General features: G+C 51.4%; 26 protein-coding genes and 2 pseudogenes. 10 read left to right on the top strand and 18 right to left on the bottom strand.

The genetic code is table 11. The annotated features are described in order from the left end of the window. Positions 1–2: 2 nt before the first annotated feature. Genes BDE40_RS13010 through fliF form a run of 3 tightly spaced genes read right to left on the bottom strand, consistent with a single transcriptional unit; the run spans position 3 to position 2,492 of the window. Positions 3–281, bottom strand: a complete 279-nt coding sequence (locus BDE40_RS13010; RefSeq protein ID WP_134015182.1) for a FliM/FliN family flagellar motor switch protein — start codon at positions 279–281, stop codon at positions 3–5. Then, positions 274–870, bottom strand: coding sequence for a hypothetical protein (locus BDE40_RS13005; protein WP_134015180.1), 597 nt, complete (start codon positions 868–870; stop codon positions 274–276). The genes BDE40_RS13010 and BDE40_RS13005 overlap by 8 nt, the downstream gene beginning before the upstream one ends. Beyond that, on the bottom strand, positions 867–2,492 hold the full coding sequence (gene fliF, locus BDE40_RS13000) for a flagellar basal-body MS-ring/collar protein FliF (protein WP_134015179.1): 1,626 nt from the start codon (positions 2,490–2,492) through the stop codon (positions 867–869). The genes BDE40_RS13005 and fliF overlap by 4 nt, the downstream gene beginning before the upstream one ends. Positions 2,493–2,611: 119 nt before the next feature. Between fliF and BDE40_RS12995 the strand changes: the two genes are divergently transcribed. From BDE40_RS12995 to BDE40_RS12955, 9 genes are all read left to right on the top strand, one after another. Continuing rightward, positions 2,612–3,088: a flagellar basal body-associated FliL family protein gene (locus BDE40_RS12995; protein WP_134015177.1), complete on the top strand. Its 477-nt coding sequence runs from the start codon at positions 2,612–2,614 to the stop codon at positions 3,086–3,088. A gap of 9 nt (positions 3,089–3,097) precedes the next feature. Continuing rightward, positions 3,098–3,484, top strand: a complete 387-nt coding sequence (locus BDE40_RS12990; RefSeq protein WP_134015175.1) for a hypothetical protein — start codon at positions 3,098–3,100, stop codon at positions 3,482–3,484. Then, positions 3,481–4,062 (top strand): MotE family protein, encoded by a 582-nt coding sequence (locus tag BDE40_RS12985; RefSeq protein WP_134015173.1) that lies wholly within the window; start codon positions 3,481–3,483, stop codon positions 4,060–4,062. Before BDE40_RS12990 ends, BDE40_RS12985 begins: the two co-directional genes overlap by 4 nt. A gap of 36 nt (positions 4,063–4,098) precedes the next feature. Further along, positions 4,099–4,968, top strand: a complete 870-nt coding sequence (motA, locus tag BDE40_RS12980; protein ID WP_134015171.1) for a flagellar motor stator protein MotA — start codon at positions 4,099–4,101, stop codon at positions 4,966–4,968. Positions 4,969–5,225: 257 nt separating this feature from the next. Then, positions 5,226–6,821 (top strand): hypothetical protein, encoded by a 1,596-nt coding sequence (locus tag BDE40_RS12975; protein WP_134015169.1) that lies wholly within the window; start codon positions 5,226–5,228, stop codon positions 6,819–6,821. Between the two features lie 89 nt (positions 6,822–6,910). Beyond that, complete coding sequence (gene flhA / locus BDE40_RS12970; RefSeq protein WP_134015167.1) at positions 6,911–8,974, top strand: flagellar biosynthesis protein FlhA; 2,064 nt, start codon at positions 6,911–6,913, stop codon at positions 8,972–8,974. Beyond that, positions 8,974–9,747 carry a flagellar biosynthetic protein FliR gene (locus BDE40_RS12965; protein WP_134015165.1) on the top strand — a complete coding sequence of 258 codons (774 nt, stop codon included), beginning with the start codon at positions 8,974–8,976 and terminating at the stop codon, positions 9,745–9,747. Before flhA ends, BDE40_RS12965 begins: the two co-directional genes overlap by 1 nt. Beyond that, positions 9,747–10,832, top strand: coding sequence for an EscU/YscU/HrcU family type III secretion system export apparatus switch protein (locus BDE40_RS12960; protein WP_134015163.1), 1,086 nt, complete (start codon positions 9,747–9,749; stop codon positions 10,830–10,832). The genes BDE40_RS12965 and BDE40_RS12960 overlap by 1 nt, the downstream gene beginning before the upstream one ends. After that, complete coding sequence (locus BDE40_RS12955) at positions 10,829–11,158, top strand: hypothetical protein (RefSeq protein ID WP_134015161.1); 330 nt, start codon at positions 10,829–10,831, stop codon at positions 11,156–11,158. The genes BDE40_RS12960 and BDE40_RS12955 overlap by 4 nt, the downstream gene beginning before the upstream one ends. On the opposite strand, the gene BDE40_RS12950 is transcribed toward BDE40_RS12955, so the two are convergent. From BDE40_RS12950 to BDE40_RS12910, 9 genes are read right to left on the bottom strand one after another with little or no spacing between them, the layout of a single operon-like run. Then, the gene (locus tag BDE40_RS12950; RefSeq protein ID WP_134015159.1) at positions 11,155–11,640 is read right to left on the bottom strand and encodes a flagellar basal body-associated FliL family protein; all 486 of its coding nucleotides are present in this window, start codon (positions 11,638–11,640) and stop codon (positions 11,155–11,157) included. The genes BDE40_RS12955 and BDE40_RS12950 overlap by 4 nt on opposite strands. Before the next feature lie 9 nt (positions 11,641–11,649). Continuing rightward, positions 11,650–12,393 (bottom strand): flagellar basal body L-ring protein FlgH, encoded by a 744-nt coding sequence (flgH, locus tag BDE40_RS12945; protein WP_134015157.1) that lies wholly within the window; start codon positions 12,391–12,393, stop codon positions 11,650–11,652. A gap of 5 nt (positions 12,394–12,398) precedes the next feature. Further along, a complete protein-coding gene (gene flgA, locus BDE40_RS12940; RefSeq protein WP_134015155.1) occupies positions 12,399–12,836 on the bottom strand; it encodes a flagellar basal body P-ring formation chaperone FlgA in 438 nt (145 codons plus the stop codon). Continuing rightward, complete coding sequence (flgG, locus tag BDE40_RS12935; protein ID WP_134015153.1) at positions 12,833–13,618, bottom strand: flagellar basal-body rod protein FlgG; 786 nt, start codon at positions 13,616–13,618, stop codon at positions 12,833–12,835. Before flgG ends, flgA begins: the two co-directional genes overlap by 4 nt. Before the next feature lie 16 nt (positions 13,619–13,634). Further along, complete coding sequence (locus tag BDE40_RS12930; protein WP_134015151.1) at positions 13,635–14,354, bottom strand: flagellar hook-basal body complex protein; 720 nt, start codon at positions 14,352–14,354, stop codon at positions 13,635–13,637. 1 nt (position 14,355) lies between these two features. Then, positions 14,356–14,625, bottom strand: a complete 270-nt coding sequence (locus BDE40_RS12925) for a flagellar biosynthetic protein FliQ (RefSeq protein WP_134015149.1) — start codon at positions 14,623–14,625, stop codon at positions 14,356–14,358. Further along, entirely contained in the window at positions 14,625–14,900 is a 276-nt protein-coding gene (gene fliE, locus BDE40_RS12920) for a flagellar hook-basal body complex protein FliE (protein ID WP_134015147.1), read from the bottom strand. The genes BDE40_RS12925 and fliE overlap by 1 nt, the downstream gene beginning before the upstream one ends. A gap of 30 nt (positions 14,901–14,930) precedes the next feature. Continuing rightward, complete coding sequence (gene flgC / locus BDE40_RS12915; protein ID WP_134015145.1) at positions 14,931–15,323, bottom strand: flagellar basal body rod protein FlgC; 393 nt, start codon at positions 15,321–15,323, stop codon at positions 14,931–14,933. An 8-nt stretch (positions 15,324–15,331) separates the two neighbouring features. Beyond that, positions 15,332–15,724, bottom strand: coding sequence for a FlgB family protein (locus BDE40_RS12910; RefSeq protein ID WP_162848089.1), 393 nt, complete (start codon positions 15,722–15,724; stop codon positions 15,332–15,334). A gap of 81 nt (positions 15,725–15,805) precedes the next feature. Here BDE40_RS12910 and BDE40_RS12905 point away from each other — a divergent pair, with 81 nt between their 5' ends. Then, complete coding sequence (locus BDE40_RS12905) at positions 15,806–17,131, top strand: FliI/YscN family ATPase (RefSeq protein WP_134015141.1); 1,326 nt, start codon at positions 15,806–15,808, stop codon at positions 17,129–17,131. Between the two features lie 249 nt (positions 17,132–17,380). On the opposite strand, the pseudogene BDE40_RS12900 reads toward BDE40_RS12905, so the two are convergent. The 6 genes and pseudogenes from BDE40_RS12900 to BDE40_RS12875 all read right to left on the bottom strand — a co-directional run. Further along, positions 17,381–17,593 (bottom strand): annotated as a pseudogene (locus tag BDE40_RS12900) (integrase core domain-containing protein); the annotation flags it as partial. A gap of 113 nt (positions 17,594–17,706) precedes the next feature. After that, positions 17,707–17,814 (bottom strand): annotated as a pseudogene (locus tag BDE40_RS12895) (transposase); the annotation flags it as partial. Between the two features lie 176 nt (positions 17,815–17,990). Continuing rightward, positions 17,991–18,797: a DUF1217 domain-containing protein gene (locus BDE40_RS12890; protein WP_134015137.1), complete on the bottom strand. Its 807-nt coding sequence runs from the start codon at positions 18,795–18,797 to the stop codon at positions 17,991–17,993. Next, entirely contained in the window at positions 18,794–19,198 is a 405-nt protein-coding gene (flbT, locus tag BDE40_RS12885; protein ID WP_134015135.1) for a flagellar biosynthesis repressor FlbT, read from the bottom strand. Before flbT ends, BDE40_RS12890 begins: the two co-directional genes overlap by 4 nt. A 5-nt stretch (positions 19,199–19,203) precedes the next feature. Next, positions 19,204–19,572: a flagellar biosynthesis regulator FlaF gene (flaF, locus tag BDE40_RS12880; protein ID WP_134015133.1), complete on the bottom strand. Its 369-nt coding sequence runs from the start codon at positions 19,570–19,572 to the stop codon at positions 19,204–19,206. 63 nt (positions 19,573–19,635) lie between these two features. Beyond that, on the bottom strand, positions 19,636–21,117 hold the full coding sequence (locus BDE40_RS12875; protein ID WP_134015131.1) for a flagellin: 1,482 nt from the start codon (positions 21,115–21,117) through the stop codon (positions 19,636–19,638). Between the last annotated feature and the right edge of the window lie 83 nt (positions 21,118–21,200).

Genomic DNA, 21,200 nt, shown 5'->3' with positions numbered 1-21,200 from the left:
CGTCATTTCAACCCGGTTGTCGGATCACCTACAGCGGTCAGCCGCACCGACAGGCTGCCGTCGTCACCGTCGGGCGACGTTTCTAGAAACCCTTTGGCGATTAGCTTGTCACCAACATAGAGTTCCACCGGATCGTCGACATGGGTACTTAATGGTAGAATTGAATCCGGCTCCAGCTGCATCAGGTCTTTGATGGTCGGTGACGCGGAGCCGACGCACACGCGTACATCAACGCTTACACCTTGTAGAAGATCGTCCTTCAAACTTGTCGGGTCAGGCATGCTCCGCCTCCATCAATTTCGGGGTTCCAAAGAAGGTATTTATCGCATCCCGTAGATCATCGAGCGTGGCATCCAGATCAATGCGGGCCTGCCCGTCGCCAAGATGCACCGTTGCCTGAGATGCGGTGAGGGTCGGCTCGGCTTTCACAATCACCGGAAACTTTATAGTGTCAGCCACCAGTTCTTCTAGCATGGCAGTGCTTTCCGGCGCACACGCGATCGTAATCGTCGTCTCGATGCCGTCGGCAGCATCAGCAAGCACTTCTACGATCCGGCCTCCAATGCTTTTGGCTAAAAGCCGGGGCAGGATCACTTCAACCATAGCATCCAGCACCGGCCTCACCGACTGCATGACGTGCTCCCGCGCCTCGAAATATGTGAAGTTCACCACCTGAAGCGCAGAAGACAATCCTTCGCGCGTTTCGCGATCTTGGTCTTGAGTTGCGGCAGCCGCATCCTGCCATCCACATTTATAACCATCGTCGAATGACGCGCGCAGGGCATCTGCGTTTGCCCCATCTGACTGCGTCCTTGCCTTTGGTCGCAGGCCAGCAGAAGAGAAATCCTCTAGATACGAAGCCTGGGTCATTGTGCCGTCACCTCCGGCGCTTCGATCCAGCTTTTTAGAACCTCAACGGTTTCATCTTGGCGTTCGTCAATTAGGGCCTTCAACCGCTCTACAGGGTCTTCGGGCTGCGCGGGTGCGTTCAATGAACTGGATCCGATAACCGGCAAAGCAGTCGATACAGAATCGGCCTGACCTCTCTGGGTCTGATCATTGCCGATTGCAGCAGGCAGGGCAGGAACTTGTGTGGGCCCGGAGATCAGATCAGGCGAAGCTAGCTCGTTCAGCGGACGCTCGGCGGCGTTGGCAGCCACCAAAACGGGCCGCAAAACAAACAACCCAAGCGCGAGAACAACGAAAGCCGCGGCCCCGATCTGGGTTAATGCCATGACATCCAGCGGACGAGACGTCACCCAACCGTTCTCGGGTGTTTCAGTTAAAGTCGGATCCGGCGTCAAATCCATTGAGCGCAACGTCACTGAGTCGCCGCGCGCCTCATCAAACCCGATCGCTGATTTTACCAATGCGTCGAGCGCGCGCAATTCGTCGTCACTCCGGGGTTCCCAAACTTCTACTCCCCCCTCGTCAATTCGCTTTGTCCCATCCACAAGCACGGCAACGGTGACCCGCTTTATCGAGCCTGCAATTCGGCGGATTTCACGGGTCGTTTCCGAGATTTCGTAATTAACAATTTCTCGGGTGTCAGAGTTTTGGCCGGACTGTTCGTTTCCACCCTGACCATTGCCTTCAGGCAGGTTGCTAGCGACTGTCACTGCCCCGCCGCCCTGGTTCCGTGAGGAGCTTGATGTCTCTTGCGTGTTTGTGCTGATCGCCACTCGACTGTCGGGATCCACTTTGCGTTCAACAATGGTTTCCGCGTCTGTCAGCGTATCGACATTAACCTCCACGACCGCACCACCGATGCCGGTTCTTGCCAGAATGAGCCGCTCGACATTTTGCTTGAGACGCTCCCCATGTGCCAAGGCTGAACGCGCGGGGGTATCCTTGCCTGAAGGTGTCATGATCACTCCGAGATCCGCGTTAATGATTGATACGTCATCGGGTTGAAGCCCTGCGATAGCCGACGCGACAAGGAAACGAATTGCATCAGCGGTCGCGTTCGGAATTTGGCCGCCATCCCCTCGAACCGATACAGAAGCAGTCGGTTGCACAGATCGCCGAAACGGGCTTTGGGAGGCTTGCGCAATGTGCACTCTGGCCGCGCTGATCTGGGGATTTGCCACGATTGTCCGCGCCAATTCCCCCTCTTTTGCACGCAAATAAGCAGCATCAAACATCTGCGAAGTTGTCCCAAAGCCGCTGAGTTCATCAAGAAGCTCGTAACCATCGCCGGAATTGGCCGGCAATCCTTCCCCCGCAAGCGTCAACCGCAGTTGGTCGCGTCGGGCATCGTCAACATAAATCGCCCCACCTTTTACCTCGAACGGAACACCCTGAGCTTCTAGCTGTGCAATAACTTCACCGGCCGCATTCGGCGCGAGCCCGCTATAAAGAAGGCCCATATTCGGCGTCGCAGCCATGCGCGTAAGAAACAAAACGCCCAGCATAACGATCACCGTCGCTCCAATGACAATGACGCGCTTCCGCGTATCCAATGCGTCCCATAACTGCTGGAATTGCTTCACGGCTGAACCTCTCACAATGGCGAGTCATTCTGACCCGCTGACAGCCACTTAAAGTGATCAGCCTTAACAATCGGTTAGTCGGTTGGCCCGTATAGCTGAAAAAAACCAGCGAGAATCAAATGACGGATGAAACTCAAGAACTGCCCAAGAAGAAGGGTAAAGCCGGACTGGTCATCGGGCTCGTCCTAGCCATACTGGGTGGCGGCGGTGGATTCTTTGCGGTGTATTCCGGCATGATCCTTGCACCTGAAATCGGGCACAAAACAGAGGCAGCGCATGACGTAACAGAACCGCTTCCAGCAATCAGCTTTGTGCCAATCAATCCCATTGTCGTCACTGTAGGGCGCTCTGGAAATCGTCAACTTCGGTTTCGTGCAGAACTGGAAGTCGCACCTGAACGCACTGAAGATGTTGCGTTGTTGATGCCGCGAATTCTGGACGTTTTGAACGGCTATTTGCGAGCAGTGGACCTTTCCGAGCTCGAAAATCCGGCCTCACTGATCAGACTTCGGGCACAAATGCTGCGCCGGGTGCAGATCGTGACAGGCACGGGGCACGTGCGTGACCTCCTAATTACCGAATTCGTTTTTTCGTGAGGACCTCGTTTGACTTTTTTAGCTGATATCCTCCTTGGACTTGGGGCAATTGCCGCCGCAATCTATTGCTTTGTCCTGTCCCGAAAACTGTCCAAGCTGAAAGGTCTAGACCAAGATTTAGGCTCGGCCATTGCCATACTGTCGCGGCAAGTGGATGAAATGACACGCGTTTTATCATCGGCACAAGATACCGCAAACACTTCGGCAACCGACTTGAAGGATAAAACCGAAGTTGCCGCGAACATCGCCGACCGCTTGGAGTTAATGATCGCCGCACTTCAGGACCTCCCCGAAACTGAAGTGGAGGCGGACGCTCAATTCCTTGCGGAAGCAGCGGCTGCGAAACCGGACGCGAACATCTTCGTTCGGAATGCTTCCCGAAAGGCATCGCAATGACAGATTCCAAGAAAGCCCGATCACCACGAAAGATACTGATCTTCGTCGTCGCCATGTTGCTTTTATCTGGCAGCTTGCGTCTCGGTTCGGTCGGAATTGCGGTTGCATCCAGCCCTACAGACACGGAGCCATCGACGGGAAGCGGCGCGACCTTGGAGTGCGTAACTGATGCAGAAACGCAGGAGCTTATGGCACTATTACGGGATCGCTCGGATCAGGTGACAGAAGTAGAGGCCACGCAGGCGCAACGACAGAAGGACCTTGCCCGAGCCGAAGCGGAACTTCTGGAGAATCTTAATAAATTGGAGATTGCAGAGGCCCGTCTTGCCGCGACTATTCAGCGTGTCGACGGGGCGTCATCGAATGACATCAGTCGACTGACTTCAGTCTATGAATCGATGAAACCAAAAGATGCGGCCCTACTATTTGAACAAATGAGCCCCGAATTTGCTGCAGGCTTCCTTGCGGAAATGTCGCCTTCGGCAGCTGCAGGTATTTTATCTGGTCTCTCAGCAGAAAAAGCCTACGCAATCAGCGTCGTTCTTGCTGGCCGGAACGCAAACGCTCCGAAAACCTAAGCCACATCTGCGCAGCAAAGAAAGGAGTATCTGAAAATGGTTGGAATAGTCGGGGTCGTGGTCGTATTCGTGATGGTCTTCGGTGGCTATCTTGCTGCCGGTGGCAAAATGGGCATTATCCTGAAATCGCTCCCCTTTGAATTCACCATGATAGGCGGAGCAGCCGTCGGAGCATTTCTGATCAGCAACGACTTTTCGGGCGTCAAACACACCGTCAAAGACATCGGAAAAGTATTCAAAGGCCCGAAATGGAACAAGCAGGATTATCAAGACCTGCTTTGCTTGCTGTCGGAGCTTTTGCGTGTCGCCCGCCGCAGTCCGGTAGAGCTTGAACCCCATATTGAAGCGCCTGCGGAGTCGGCGATTTTCACAGATTATCCCAAGATTTTGGCGGATAACGAAACGGTCAACCTAATCTGCGACACATTGCGATCCGCAGGAATGAATTACGACGACCCGCATCAAGTCGAAGAGGTTCTTGAAAAGCGCATCGAGGGAAACTCACATCACGCGATGCATTCAAGTCATGCCATGCAGACCATCGCGGATGGTTTGCCAGCATTGGGCATCGTGGCGGCTGTTTTAGGTGTCATCAAAACAATGGGATCAATTGACCAACCCCCCGAGGTGTTGGGCAAGCTCATTGGTGGTGCGCTTGTAGGAACTTTTTTGGGTGTATTTCTAGCTTACGGCTTTGTGGGGCCATTCGCAGCGAAGATCAAAACCGTCATTGAAGACGAGGGGCATTTCCAGTCCCTGATACGCGAAATCCTGGTTGCCAATCTTCACCAGCATTCCGTGAACATGTGCATCGAAGTCGGGCGGCAAAACACGCCAAGCTCTCTTCGCCCTAGTTACTCCGAGCTTGAAGAAGCCCTGAAAGGGGCCCGAAAGGACGCGGCTTGAAACCTATCGTTTTCCTTTTGGGCATCCTGTATTGCGGGAGCGTTTGGGCAAAGCCGGCAATTGTCAAATCCGGCGAACATGACGGATTCTCACGGTTGGTTCTCTACACAGGCAAGGCGCAGACATGGTCCCAATCCCGATCAGACAACTCAATCTCGGTCACAATCGAGGGTTGGACATCGGGCTTCGATACCTCCGACGTTTTCCGCATGATTCCTCCTGATAGAATTGCGCGGGTGGAGTCCACCAATTCGAGCTTGAATATCGTTCTTGATTGTAATTGTCCAATAGACATCCAGACGGTGGATCGACTGGGTCTGCTGGTGGACGTCTTTGACGAACCCGTCAGCTTGACGACAGAAGTGAAGCCCGCTCCCGCTACATACTATTGGCCGGACCCAGAGGAATTCACCCGCCAACGTGAGGATACATCCGCCGTGTCTGCCCTTCGGGAAAACCTGTCGGAACGCATCGGGAAGGCCGCAACACAACAATTACTGACTCCAATTCCAACCAAGTTGCCGAAGTCAGAAGCCCCTCCTACACCGACCGAAGCAAAACTGCTCCCTGAACCACCAGCCAACCGGATAAGAACAACTTCTGCCTTTGATCGCGCTGCAAGACGGGAGCACGTCTCAGCCACAGCGAAACCTGTATGCCCACCAGAACGGCTTGGTGATATCGAAAACTGGGGAACCGAACTCTCATTCTCGGATCAGATCAGTGACGCACGCAACTCGCTTGTGGGTGAATTTGACGAATTGGATCAAGCAGAAGCGTTGCGCCTTACGAAACTCTACCTCTATTTTGCCATGGGAGCCGAAGCGCTCGCGACGATAGATACACTCGGGTTGACTGGTGAGCAGGTTCAATTCCTGAGGCCGCTCGCAAAAATTTTGGATGGCGGCAATACAGCGAATTTTCCGACCAATCTTCCAAGCAACGGTTGCGATGGCATGCTCGCTGTATGGGCAGCGATTTCAAGCGGCGACGGCGTGAAAATCGCCGAACCTCAGGCGAAAGTAATTACGGAGAGCTTCACCCGCCTTCCCCATCATCTAAAATCTGCACTTGGTCCTTATTTGATGGTACGGCTGCACCAAGACGGCCAAGAGATCGCTCTTAGTGTCCTTCGAAATTCACTGGGCAGACATCATCCAGACTTGGAGGCTGCTGCTCCGGTGCAGGGCGATCTAGAAAGTCTGCCTGTCGAAGATTTGATGGTCATGGTCGAGAAGAGCAATAGTGAAACACCTCAAGCTCTGATCCTCTTGCTTCAGCAGGCAATTGAAAAGGGTCTTGCCGTCGAGCCACCAATGGAAGAAATCGCAAGATCGTTTGCCGTCCAGCAAAGTGGTGACAAATCGTCAAAAGACCTGACAATGCTCCTAGCGCAAAATTCTGTACTAAGAGGAGACTACGCCGATGCATTAGATGCGGCCGCCAAACTCATTGACGACGATCGCATTGCAAAGATTGTCTCCTTTGCTGCCAAGCATTTGGCACAGCACGGAAGCGATACTGACATTGCAAAATTTGCGTTACGGCTAAAGCCCGAGCAGCGGGACAAGTACCTACAGCCCGAGACAGTCGACTCTATTGAAAAGCGACTTAAATTGGCAAGCTTGGACTCGCTCGCGCAGGCGTTTTCTGGTCGTTCAACAATTGATACTAATGCCAAAACGGATTTTCCTGCCGACGCTGGGAATGTTATTTCTTCCAGCGCCTTGCCCTCCGAAACTACTGTACCGCCAACACTGTTTTCAGCAAAGGGCATGCTTGGAGACAGTAAAGACTTGCGCCAAAAAATCGGAAACCTGCTGAGTCCTGAAAGTGCTTCGGTCGTCGAATAACGGCAAGCAAGTTAACCATCCATTATTGCCTGCAAAACTAAGCTGGACGGGCGCTTTCAATACCTAACTCCAACCGGCTTGATCTTTTGATGAAAATGTTCCTCCAACCCACCGTTATTCTGGCCGTGGCACTCATGGCAATCATTGTAATGATGATCCTGCCGATGCCTGCATGGGTGTTGGATCTTGGCTTGGCCGCATCTTTCGGCCTTGCGATCCTTATGTTCACGACGACGTTGTTTCTGGAACGACCACTGGATTTTTCGGCATTCCCGACGATCTTGCTGGCATCTTTGATGCTGCGATTATCGCTCAACGTCTCATCAACCAAGCTGATTATCGGAGAGGGACACACCGGAACCGGAGCCGCAGGAAACGTGATTGAGGGCTTCGCCAACTTTGTCATGGGAGGCAGTGTTTATCTTGGACTTGTGGTGTTTTGCGTCCTGCTCATCGTGAATTTTATTGTTATCACCAAGGGCGCAACGCGCATGGCGGAAGTGGGCGCACGTTTTGCGTTGGACGGAATGCCGGGCAAGCAACTGGCAATCGACAGCGACATGTCCGCAGGTGCCATTGATCACACCGAGGCCAAATCCCGACGAGAACGTGAGCAAGCTGAAACTACTTTTTTCGGCTCTCTCGACGGCGCATCAAAATTCGTGAAAGGCGATGCCGTGGCGGGCCTGCTGATCACCATGTTGAACCTCGTGATGGGCCTCATCATTGGTGTGGCAGCTCACGGGATGCCAATGGGTTTGGCATTCGAAACTTACGCGATCTTGACGGTCGGCGATGGTCTCGTAACCCAGATACCGGCCGTCATCATTTCAATTGCCACAGCCCTGCTTCTTGCCCGCGGTGGGACCAGCGGCGCAACCGACATTGCCATGGTTGAGCAAATTGGGAGGCATCCATCCGCGATTGCAACTGTCGGGGTGCTCATGGTGTTCTTCGCATTAGTCCCAGGGATGCCTTTCATCCCGTTCATGTTGGGAGCTGCGGCGCTTTTGGCTGCAGCTTATTATTTCAAACGCAAGCTCGACCTGACGCCGGAAATTACAGCGCCAATATCAATCGAGCGAGTGCCAGAAAAATCAATGGGTGACATTCTTGATCTGGACGAGATTCATGTCGAATTCTCACCGGACCTTGTAATGATGGCACTTGATCCAACGACCGGCTTGGAAACTCGAATTGCAAATATGCGCAGCCATGTAGCGAGCAGCTTTGGCCTGGTTTTGCCTGAGATTAGATTAACCGACGACGCATCTCTTGCATCTGGCGTGTACCGAATACGCATTCATGGCGTCGTGAAGGCTGAGGACAAGCTACTCCCTGATTCCGTGCTTGCCCTGCTTCCGCCTGATGCCCCGAACGCAATTGAAGGCGAAACCGTCAAGGAACCGGTTTACGGCGCGCCCGCAAAGTGGATGGCGCGAAAATATAAAGAAGACGCTGCCTTGGCCGGATGCACTGTGGTGACTCCTCCGGAGATCCTAGCGACACATTTGTTGGAAGTCATCAAGGGCAACTTCGGGCGACTATTGAGCCTAAGAGGGCTACGTCGAATTCTTGATGAATTTACCAATCTCTCAGACGCAAAAAGAAATGAAGCAAACCGAAAGATTTTGGATGAGCTCATTCCAGAAAAGGTCTCCCTCGAGACTCTTCTTCAGGTGCTCCGGCTGCTTCTAGAGGAGCAAATTTCGATCAGGAACCTTCCAGTAATTCTCGAAAGTATCGCGGAAGGGCGATCAATCCATTCGACGGCAGAAGGGTTGTGCGAACATACGCGCCAACGGTTAGGCGCTCAGTTGTTTGCTGAGCTAAAAAGAGAGGACGGTTCACTCCCGCTGATCCAGCTTTCACCCGATTGGGAAGATGTGTTCAGCAAATATTCCAAGTCAGAAACACAACCTTCAGACGTTTCTCTACCCCCCGAAGACTACACCCGGCTGGCGGAAGGCTTAACTGAAAAGCTGACACATCTTAATGAGAATGGAGTCTTTCCCGCTGTCGTAACATCAGTCCTTCGTCGCAGATTTATTCGACTGCTCTTGGCAAACCGCGGGATCAACACTTCTGTCTTTTCTTACGAGGAGATCGCGTCTGATAGTCGGCCTGCTATCGTTGGTATGGTCGCGGCGTGATGTTGGGGCTCCTTTCCGAAATCGCTTTCCCCCAAGCATATATCTGGGCAACTTCACTTGTCGTCATGCGGGTAGGAGCCGCGATGGCATTTCTACCAGCATTCGGAGAACAGGTCGTCCCGATGCGCGTCAAGCTCGCGGCTACACTGGCCTTCTCGGCAATTTTAACTCCGATGATTTGGCAAAATCTGGAACAGGCCAGCCCGCAACGTGACTGGTTTGCGCTAATAGGCCCAGAGGTCATCGCCGGACTTATGGTAGGATTTGTATTTCGCCTTTTGGTGATTGCATTGCAAATTGCAGGCACTATCGCGGCACAATCCACCTCTTTGTCACAGTTTTTCGGCGGCGGATTGGGTGCAGAACCCCAGACAGCATTCAGCACACTATTTGTTGTTGCAGGTCTTAGTTTGGCGGTGATGCTAGGACTTCACATTCGCGTAGTCGAACTCTTACTGAGTTCTTACGAGACCTTCCCAGTCGGCGTTTGGCCAGCCAGTGGTCCGACCGCCGAATGGGCTGTCTTGAAGGTGGGCCAGATCTTCGGCCTAGGTTTCACTCTGGCCGGCCCCTTCGTTTTAGCATCTTTGATTTACAATTTGGGACTGGGTGCGATTAACAAGGCGATGCCTCAACTCATGGTCGCGCTTGTCGGAGCGCCAGCTATCAGTTTGGGCGGCTTGATTTTACTTCTTGTCTCTAGCCCCGTCATCCTGACTGTTTGGGGCCGCGCATTTGCGCACCTGACCAGCCCGTCTGGTGCGGGGTTCTAATGTCAGATGCTCCAGAAAGCGGGGAAAAGACGCATGAGCCGACACCGAAGAAACTCCAAGATGCGCGAAAAGAGGGGCAAATTGCTAAGTCGACCGACTTGTCTGCCGCAGCCGCATATGTCGGGTTAATTCTGGCGCTTACGGTGTTGGGCCCAACGGCCTTGCTAGATGCCGCGACAAAGCTGAGTCACTTCATCTCTGAACCTCAGCACTTTTCAAATTCAGAACACGCAATGGATAGTGCGTCAATCGCTGGCTTGCTCGGGTCGCTCGTATTGACATCACTGCTGCCTCTTTTTGCCATCCCTGCGATAGCGGTCGCACTTAGCCTTGTGGCACAAAAAGCATTCACTTTTGCTCCCGGCAAAATACGTCCCAAATTGAGCAAAATTTCTCCTATCACCACCGCAAAGAATAAATTCGGCGCGACTGGACTCTTCGAGTTTGCGAAATCAGCGACCAAGCTTGTAGTCGTCAGCCTCGTCATGGTGTGGTTCTTGAAAGCTGGACTGCCGGAAATCCTTCAAACCGTAGATCTCCAGCCACCACAAATGACAGGCGTACTTGGCAGTCAAATTCTGGCATTCCTGACCTTGCTACTGGTCGTTTCGATCATTGTCGGGGGTGTCGACTACCTTTGGCAGGTTGCAGAGCATCACCGTAAAAATCGCATGACGCGAAAGGAGGTGGAGGACGAAAGCAAGGAAGCGGAAGGCGACCCTCACAACAAGCAGGCCAGACGCCAAAGAGGATTGGAGATTGCAATGAACCAAATGCTGTCGGACGTACCAGATGCGACAGTTATCATCGTGAATCCCACTCACTACGCAGTGGCATTGAAATGGAATGAATCCGCATCAACTGCGCCAATCTGTGTTGCCAAAGGTGTGGATGAGATTGCAGCCAGAATCCGAGAAATTGCGCTCAAATCATCCATTCCGATCCATCACGATCCGCCTTCCGCCCGATCCCTGTTCGCTCGCATAGAAGTAGGCAGCGAGGTTTGGCCGGATGACTACCGTGCAGTTGCCGCAGCAATCCGCTTTGCCCAGTCGGTAAGTGCAATATCGAGGAGAAAACCATGAAGGCCGCTGGATTGCTCGCAGCGCTTGATACCCTCTATCAGGCAGACCAAGCGAAATTTCAGAAGTTAAAACAACGACTCTCCGAACTGGAGAGAAAGCGCGTCACACTCCAAACTACGCAACAGCATGATCAAATAGGTACTGGTGGCTTTCAGCTCGCTGAGGCCGCCTGCAAATACGCTGCCTGGAGACGGTGCGAAGCCCACAAAATCTCACGAATAATGTTTGAAATGGACCCGGAACTTCTAGAAGCAAAGAGGAAGCTAAAGACTTCTTTCGGTCGGCTAGAAGCGATGCGGGAACTGATCACTAGAGGAGAGCTTTAGATGTCCTGTCGAACGATGTCGGTGATCAATATATCGGATATATTTTCCCCAACTACCTTGCGTGCACTGGCAAGCAGCGAACGGCGCAAGGTGTCCATCGCTGGGGATGCAGTGTAAACACCATCAAAGCCACCTAGATACGCGTGATCGAAAAGCACTTGTAAAAATGCGTCTCGCAGTTTTGGCTCCCGATCGTAGACAGCGCTTGTTTCGGACGCCAGAGTCTCCAAGCTGAGCGATAAAACAACCAAAGCCGACACCCGATCCTGCTTGATCACAGGCACAACAAACTGGTTGTTAATTTTCACATAGCTCAGTTCACTTTGCGGAGCTTCCACCGCGACCTTCTCTTCCTCATGATTTTCAGGGTGTTTAACATCGGCGGTTTCTTCATCGACCGATACAGGGCGGAGGGCAAATCCGGCACCGGCACCCAGCCCCACACCCAGCACAACTAGAACTATTGGTAGCAACGCACCCATTGGTCTCTCCTAAAACGGCAATAAAATATCAGCAACCTGCTGTCCGTAGCGCGGCTGCTGCACATCGGTGATCTGCCCGCGCCCGCCATAGGAAATCCGCGCGGCAGCAATGCGATCATAAGAGACTTCGTTCTTCCGATTGATGTCGGCGGGTCGCACATATCCGCTGACAAGCAGTTCCCGAAGTTCAAAATTTACGCGAACCTCTTGCGTCCCTTGAATACTTAGAACCCCATTCTGAAGCACGTCCACTACCGTTGCGGCCACTCGGATCGAGAACTTTTCTTTGCGTCTGACCGAGCCGTCCCCTGACGAAGAACTCGAGGAGTTTGTTGCGACTGCAGTGTCGAGGCTTGCGCCTTCTGGGAGCGCTTCGTTAATCCTTTGTGGGATTCCAAATAAGGACGGAATGCCCATCGACTCGGACCCGGCCCGTGCACGCGAGGTGCTATTGGAAATCTCGGCGCGCTCGTCAATTTCGACGACGACAGTCACGATATCGCCAACTTGCTCTGCGCGTTGGTTCCCCAGCAATGAATGACGGCCGGATTCCCATAAGGACGCGCTATCAGACACCAACGCAGGCTCAGACGACTTGGGCAATGGAACCCGCATCATCGCATAGTGTTCGTTTGTATTTGCGATTGGGCTTATCTCAGGAGCCTTGCCAACATTTTCCAAACGCCCGCATGCCGAGAGTGCGACGAATATCAAAGCCCAGCGTAATTTGTTATCGATCAGTCTATTCATCATGCTTCCTATTCGCGCCCAACAATGACAGTGCCGAGTTCATTAACGTGACCTGAAACGGTATTTCTTGACGAAAGATTAAGCACCTTAAGCTTGTCGCCAATTGCACCGCGCCCAAGCGAACGCCCCTCTGTTTCAATGCTAAGTTCTCCGATGCGATAGACCAAAGTTACGATCTCGTTGCGCTCTACCACAGCGGGGGTTCCGATATCGCCCGGACGCATCGGGCGGCCACGGTAAAGAACCCTTTGCACCTCGAATCCCAAAACTTGAACAAGTTCAGAAAACCCATCGCGCACTGAGGCTTCGGCAATTTGAACATCGTCAATTGAGATGATGTCACCGGGTTGAAGCGTATGTGTAGGAACAACCGTCTGTGCCGTTGCGGCATTGGCGGTGACGCTACAAAGGATCAGTATAAAAAGGAGTTGAACGCTTGCTATCATCGGATCTGTGTCGTCGCACTCAGCATCTGATCAGCAGCAGTGATCACCTTTGCATTCAATTCATACCCTCGCTGCGCTTCGATCAGCTCGGTCACTTCCCGAACGGCATCGACCGAAGAATCCTCAAGATAGCCGTGTCGAAAGCTGCCCAAGCCGTTTTCACCGGCAGTTCCGACGATTGCGCCACCCGAGGCCGAAGTTTCAACGAAAAGATTACTCCCGATTGCCTCCAAGCCCTTTTCGTTGGCGAAGCCGGCAAGCGACAGTTGCCCCAATTGCTCAGGTTCGACCCGATCAATGAAATACGCAAAAACTTCCCCTTCAGGACTAATCGAAATCGATCTGGCGTCCTCGGGAATGGTAATGTTCGGAACAATCGGAAAACCGTCCGATGTGACCAGCAGCCCCTCTCCGGTTCGCTTGAGTCCACCGTCACGCGTGTAGCCTGAAATCCCGGACGGCATCGTGACTTCTAGATAACCTCGCCCCTCCACTGCAAGGTCGAGATCACCTCCCGTTTGGGAGAGCGCGCCTTGCGAAACATTCACTGAAACAGCTGTTGGACGCACCCCCAACCCCATTTGAACTCCCGCAGGAACAACGGTGCCATCGGCGGCATTGATGCTACCGGCTCGGGTAAGTTGCTGATAATGAAGGTCGGCAAACTCGGCGCGCCGTGCATTGTAACCCGTCGTCGACATGTTAGCGAGATTGTTTGAAATCACGTCAACACGTGCTTGCTGCGCCGCCATTCCGGTCGCTGCGATTTTGAGTGCATTCATTTGATTGCCCTTTCCTCTAGCGCCCGCCAACGAGCGTCATAATTGAACGCAGCCGTTCATCTTCTTTTTCAAGAAACGACTGCCCCATTTCATAAGATCGCTGAACTTCGATCATCCGTGCAATTTGCTGAACTGCCTCGACGTTAGAGGATTCAAGAAAACCTTGACTCACCGTGGCTGTTTCAGCCGGAAGAAGTTCTGAGTTGCTTTTGAACCTCACCCCATCTTCCCGCTCAAGAGTGTTAAAATTTGATGGGACGACCAAGCCAATTTGGGAGATAGGATTCCCATCAGCAGACATGGTTCCATCTGCAGAAATACTTATCTGGCCCACGTCCGACGGGGCAAATATCGGCGCACCGCCGGCATCCAACAATCGGAAACCTTCCGGGGAAACCAGCTCTCCCGCTGCATTCGGACTAAACGCTCCGGCACGCGTTATGCGAATGCCAGCTGGGGTTTCCAACTGGAAGAATCCTTCCCCGTTAATCCCGAGGTCAAAAGTCCCACCAGTTTTTGTCATCCCGCCTTGTTGAAAACTGGTCACATGCGCATTCGCCCGCGCCATTGATACGCTTCCCTCGTTTTGTCCCAACGGCATGATGTACTCGGAGAAAACTGCTGTTTCTGTGCGAAAGCCGGTCGTCGCGAGGTTAGCGATGTTATTTGCAACAACGCGCATCTCATTCATCAATCCAGATTGACGTGTGATTGTTGTGTAAACCGTGCTTCCCAATCTAACCTCCTGCAACTAGGGGTAGAATCGTGTCTGACCAAAAAATCACTAAATGGCGCGTCATGAAGCTCATAGAAATCCAGAACGTCGCAAGAATGGCTCCGACCTTGGGAACGAAAGTGAGCGTCATTTCCTGAATTGAGGTTAGGGCCTGAAACAGGCCAACCAACAAACCTACGCCAAGCGCAACAATCAAGATGGGTCCGGAAATCACAACAGCGACCCACAACCCTTGCCGCAAGACATCGAAAAACTCTGACTCACTCAACATCAAACCGGCATCCGAAGGATTTCTTGGTAGGCTTCAACAACTTTATCGCGAACACTCACTGCGGTTTGAACAGCCAGTTCTGATTGGGTAAGGGCCTCGACAAGGCTGTGTGCGTCAGCGCGGCCTGCCATCGAGTCTATCGCGACCCGCTCTCCTACGGAAACAAGGTCCGAGAACGTCTGAACAGCATGACCCAACGCCTGTTCTTCTGTTGGCTTGGTTGCTGGCCGAGCGGCACCATAGGCGCGCTGCGCGAGTGTAGTAGAAACATCCATTCTGGACTATCCTTATGTTGTTAGGGGCCGCTACCGGCGCAATATATCTAGCAACGCGGTTGACATTTTTCGCGCTTGCTCAAACATTTTCAAATTCGCATCGTAACTTCTTTGCGCTTCCCGCGCGTCGGCAATTTCAATCATGAGATTGACGTTCGAGCCTTCAAAATATCCATCAGAGCCAGCAAGAACATGGGAGGGATCGTAAATTTTTGGCAATTCACTTTGATCGAGATGTGTCCTGCCTTTACGTACTAACGCCGTTTCACCGCTGTCGTCAAAAACCTGTTCAAAAGACGACATCTTACGCCGGTATCCCGGCGTATCTACGTTAGCTAGGTTTTCCGACACCATGCGTAACCGCGACGACTGGGCTCGCATTCCGCTTGCAGAAATTTCCAAACTTTTCCCAAAATCACTCATCTGTAGAACTACCGCCCTCTCCCAATCGACATTTTCAGAAGATCAATGGAATGCTGATAAATCGCGATCGCTCGCGAATGTTGCCGCTCTGCTTCAATTGATTTCAATATCTCATGCTCAACTGAAACCGTGTTTCCATTTGGATCTGCGGGAAAATTCGTTTCTGATATTTGCGCATTTAAGCTATTTACTTCAGAAGCCCCAACATGCCCCGATCGCGTCGCCCGGAAAACGGAAGAGTCAACTTCTTCTGGCATTTCACTAGAAAACTCAATGATATCTTTCGCTTTAAAATTTGGTGTATCTGCATGTGCAATGTTTTGCGAAATTAGACTTTGCCGAGACGTCGCGTGCCGAGCCATTTGCCCAGCTACGCTCATGATTGTAATTTTCTCGAACATCAGGGCTTCTCCCGTCGAATGTATACACATTGTCTTAAGAGTGATTCCTTTAAAAAAGGTAATCGAATTGGGAGCAGCCAGATGACACCGCAAAACTTCAACGCCTTGCTTTCCGCGATCAATGACATTCCGCGCACATTTCGCGACGGATCGATATGTTCAACCTCGGCCAATTTGGTTCAAGTCCGTGGGCTTTGTAGTTTCGCGAAGGTTGGTGATCTGGTGACCATTCACCCCAAAAACGCATCATCCGTCTTTGGAGAAATCCTTGCACTTCGCGAGACAGTCGCAGACATCCTGCCGGAAACCGGTTCGACAGGCATCGCCCTGGATGACCGTGTTTCGCATTTGGGCCCAAAACGCATTATGCCCGATAACAGTTGGCTAGGTCGGATAATAGACCCCCTGCTGCGCCCGCTGGATGGCAGACCATTAAGCAAAGGCCCGAAGGACGTTGCACTAAAAGCTAGCCCTCCAGCGCCATCCACAAGGAAGCGCTTCGGGGAGCGGCTCAATAGCGGGCTTGCGGCATTCGACACGTTCTTGCCAATTGTGAAAGGTCAGCGGCTTGGTATCTTTGCGGGCTCGGGCGTGGGAAAATCCACCTTGCTTGCCGATCTTGCAAAAGGGATACAAGCCGACGTTGTTGTGATAACTCTGATCGGAGAAAGAGGACGTGAGCTAAAAGATTTTGTAGAAGACACATTGGGACCTGAAGGTCTAAAGCGAGCAGTGATTATTGCGGCGACTTCCGATCAATCAGCGATGCTCAGACGCAGAAGTGCATGGGTCGGCATGGCCATTGCTGAGTATTTCCGAGACCAAGGCGCCCATGTTCTTTTGCTTGCGGATTCAGTCACAAGATTTGCAGAAGCGCATCGAGAAATTGCACTCTCAACGGGTGAGACCGCAAGCCTAGACGGCTTCCCGCCATCAACTGCTCAGGAACTGATGGCACTTAGCGAACGTGCTGGTCCTGGAGCCGTCAAAGCGGGAGATATCACTGCAGTATTCTCCGTTCTTGTGCAAGGCTCAGATATGGAAGGTCCAATCGCGGACATTATGCGCGGTGTGTTAGATGGTCATGTTGTTTTATCACGTGAAATCGCGGAGCGAGGACGGTTTCCAGCCATCAATATATCAAAGTCGGTATCCCGGAGTCTGCCCAACGCGGCAACAAAAGAGGAGAATGAAATCCTCACACAAGCTCGTCGTCTCATTGGTACATATGAAGAAGCTCAAATCCTGATCAAATCTGGTCTGTATGAGGCCGGATCGGATGACGCAATCGATCAGGCGATCAGTTTTAGACCGATAATTGAAGCATTTCTTTCCTCAGCACGGCTTACCACCACAAAGAAAGCCTTTAGTCATCTAGAAACATGCCTGAAAAAATGCAGAGAGTAAGAGCATCATAATATACGACAGGTCTAGCCTTCAAATTCAAAAGGGATATGCCCAAATGGTTAAAGATTTTTGCTAGTACACAAAGTGTTAGCTTGGTTTTCCTATCGACATTTAGTTGAATTATTTATTAAAAAAATTTCAACAATCCCACCCAAAAAGACCAAATTCTGATTTTACTCCAAAATGAGATAAGTTCATATTTCTGATATGATCCGTGTAACTAGACGAACCCTCGCGACACTTGTCGGATCACTGTAGCTTGTCTCTGAGAGCTTCGTAAGGGGTCTGACCATTGTGTGCACCATGTGGCCTTGCGAGGTTGTAGAAACGCTCCCATTAGTCGAGTTTGGCTTCGAGATCGACGTCGCCCTTGTAACTGAGGAGCTGATAGAATTCCTGCTGATTGGATCGGTGAGAGCGCTCCGCATTCCCGTTGAGCTGTGGCGTGCCTTGTTTGATGTAAAGGCCGTCGCCATGTTTTCTATCGCCGCGCGTTTCCACGTCCCGACCTGCTTCGCCTCTCACACATGCTTTGCATGTGTTGCCGGTAGCTTTGCATGTGTTGCCCGTAATAGATGCACGCCGTATTTCTTGGACAGCTTGGCAAGCGTCATCTCCTTGCGGATCGCTTCAAGAACAACCTTGGCCTTAAAATCCGGCGAATGGTTCTTTCGTTTCTTCATTTTGGATCGTCACTTTCATCATGATATCCACCTGAACATCTGGTCCGAATTTCCGCGACCACCTCTCATATCTACATATAATCCGAAATTCAAATATCGATACTTATCTCGCCACCATAATCAAATACGTTTTTTTTGACCCAGTAGTTGAAAAGGACATCTTGTTCTCTTAGATATCAAAAACGCAGTGTGGCGCTACCTTGCAACAAATTTAGTGCTGTCGAAGCACTACTCAAACCCCCACCTTCAGTGATTTGTGACGCCAATAGAAAATTGACGCGAAGCTTTCCCCTAACGTCCGGATCCCGAAAATTTTCGAAATCAGACACCCCGAGTCTTGAGTTCGATTTCTCTTTGAGGATGGTGACTTGTTTGTCTATGGGAAGGTTTCCAAAATTAGATGGTAAAAACAGTGACCTTTCCACCATAGATTTCAGCGGTGCATTCCCTAAAACTTCGAGCCACTTTGCCGTATCACTGCCTCCTCCATCTACAATATCCAGAATCTCTCGATCGAAGGACAACGCCAATCTCAGGTCCTGACTTTGTTCTCCAACGGCGGATTCAAACTTACGCGTGTTATAAGCTGACAAGATTTCATCAGGAAAATCGCTAAGTTGGGTTCTCGGAACATCAAAGTCACCAAATCCAAATGCCTTAGATAAGCTTAGGTAGCGCTTATCCGAAAAGCGATTGGCCAACGCGTCCGGCGATAGCGTTCCATCCTCAAGTACTTTCTTAATGAGGAATACGTTATCGATGTCTGATTCTAGCCCGAACGCGGTTAGGGTCACTGATAGCAGCTCCCGATCACCTACTAATTCTTCGGCAGATTTGATTCCCCCGATCTTCTGTCTGAATGCCTCTGACTCGCGCTTGACCTCGCTTGAGTTGATCAAACTCTCTCTCTGGGAATCGATAGTCTTGGACAAAAAAGTCCAACCTTGAAGGCCAGGGAAAGGAATCACTGGCGTAAAAGTCATTGGCTCGCGGCGGCCATTAACCTCGCCTCTCGTGCCAAAAGTTGACGAAGCGATTTAAGCCCAGGATAAAATTGTTCTTTTACGACATGCTCTGTGGAAACATCAAGGATACGCCGGCTATCCGCATCCCAAAATGCGTGGCTTAATTGCTCAATACCGTTAAGAACCTGTCGCTTACCATCACCAAGGTTAGCATCCCCAGAAAGTATAAGCTGGAGAATGTAGCACACTCGACGTACTGGTGTGGTTACTTCGTCTGGGTGGATCGCATCTTTCAGTCGAAGGATTTTGGCGTTAGGCGTCAGTATCTGCACCCGACCACGACGACTTCCGTTTTCCACAACCACACCATTAATGAGGACGCGTTCCTTCGGCCCTAGTTTCAATACAAGCCCACTCATTGCCATTACCCTTTCAAACTCAATCCGCGCATCACGGACAAATTTACATCAAGCAACGCGCTGACCGTTGCGTTCCCGGCAAGAGCTTTACTCGTGTGAACATTGACGAATTCTGCTAGATAAAAAATTTGAGCCCTAAGCATTTTCGGAAGTGCATTTTCAACATCTGCAACATCGGCAGCAAGTGTATTCCAAAGCTGTCTGTTAGCATGTAATGCCTCAACAAGTTTTGGAAAATCTGTCACGTCGGCATTCCGCGCCTCGGTTAAAGATCGTGTAACGCGAGCGAACACTTCATATTCAATGCCACGATTCGTCCTTAAGGGTGTATTATTCTTTCCATAAGCGGAAATAGCTCTAAGCGTTACGTTCATATAGTCACCTTATGTTCTGAGAACGAACGAGGCACCGAAGTGGTGCCTCGTTCTTAGGTTCGCCTAGCGGAAGAGCGAAAGAATGCTTTGCGGAGCCTGATTTGCAATCGACAATGCTTGGACGCCTAGCTGCTGCTGGACTTGGAGTGCTTGCAAGCGCGCAGAAGCCTCTTCCATATCCGCATCAACCAGCGTTCCGATCCCAGATTTAAGAGAGTCTGTCAGCTTGCTAATGAAATCAGATTGCGTCTCAATGCGGCCCTGGGCAGAGCCAAACTCAGCGGCTGCATCAATCGAGTTCTGGATTAGGACTTCAACATTTCCCAGAGCAGCCTCGGCACCCTGATTAGAAGTGACATCGATGCTCCCCAAACCGAACAAGCCGCCTGAAGCCGTTCCATCTTGCGCGCCGACTGCAGTGAAAGTCGCAATTGCCGAGGCACTGTCATTATCAATTTTGAGCACCTGCTCACCATTGCTGTTTGTCGCAACTCGCGTCGAAATACCTTCAATTCCAACTGAGTCGATTGCAGCCTTCAAGCCATTTGCGACGTCTTCAAAGGTTTCGCCCTCACCTGCCACGTAAGTAGCGACGTTGGAGCCAAGCGTAATTCGGTATCCGTCACCTGCATTGACTTTCGAAACTGCTGAAAAGGTGACATTTTCAGCGCGCTCTGCAATTGTTGCGGTTCCATCGACAACCGGAGAGCCTGAAAAGGCAAGATCAACTGTTTCAAAAGCTCGTGTAGACGTGACTTCGAGGTCGCTACCGTTACGCGCCGCACTAATCCCCTCCAGACCAAGGGCATTGATCGCCCCTGCGATCTGGTCAATTGCAAGTTCCTCGGTATCGGTCGCCAAGAATGTTCCTGACGCAAAGTTCAGCGTGGAACCGCCAACAGTGATCTGGAAATCTTCACCTGACATGTCTGCGCTGTCAGAAAATGTGATGGCTTCAGTGGTTCCGGTGTTTGCCACTGGTCCAGCAGACGCCGTGGCATTAGCCGTCAACGATGTTCCAGTGCCGTATGTCCCGGAACTGTCCGAAAGGTCAGCTCGTGCGATCGAGATATTCGAGGCGGATACAGATCCGTCGCTTAAGCGGTCCAGAGAAGACAGGATGTCGACTGAATCTGTGCCCTTGAGCATATTCAAACCGTTGAATTGCGCAGCGCCGACAACCGACTTGATCTGTGATGTCAGCGCATCAATGTCAGTTTGAATTTTATCTCGATCGACGTTCTCCTCCTGAGCCGAAACCACCTTACCCTTAATTTGCGTCAGAAGATCAGTTACTGTTTCCGCACCCTGACGCGCCACAGCAACGGTAGATTCCCCGAGTGACAGGCTTTCCGAAATTGCGTTAAATCCTTTGACGTCCGACTCCATAACCTTGGAAATCGCCCAAAGTGCTGAGTTATCTTTTGCCGACGCTACAGATTTGCCCGTGGAAATTTCTGATTGGGTTTTAAGCAAATCAGAATTAATTGACTTAAGAGTCTGCAATGCAACCATTGCGCCATTGTTAGTTAGTATACTAGACATATCGTTTCCTCTGATACGACGAATTCAACGCCGAAATTAAATCACACTTGGTGACTGAAGAGCCGTTTTGACTTTTGCTTGCA

Source organism: Litoreibacter halocynthiae (genome assembly GCF_004365635.1).
Taxonomy (GTDB): Bacteria; Pseudomonadota; Alphaproteobacteria; order Rhodobacterales; family Rhodobacteraceae; genus Litoreibacter; species Litoreibacter halocynthiae.
The sequence above is the reverse complement of the archived record's forward strand: the minus strand, read 5'-3'. Positions and strand labels throughout refer to the sequence as shown.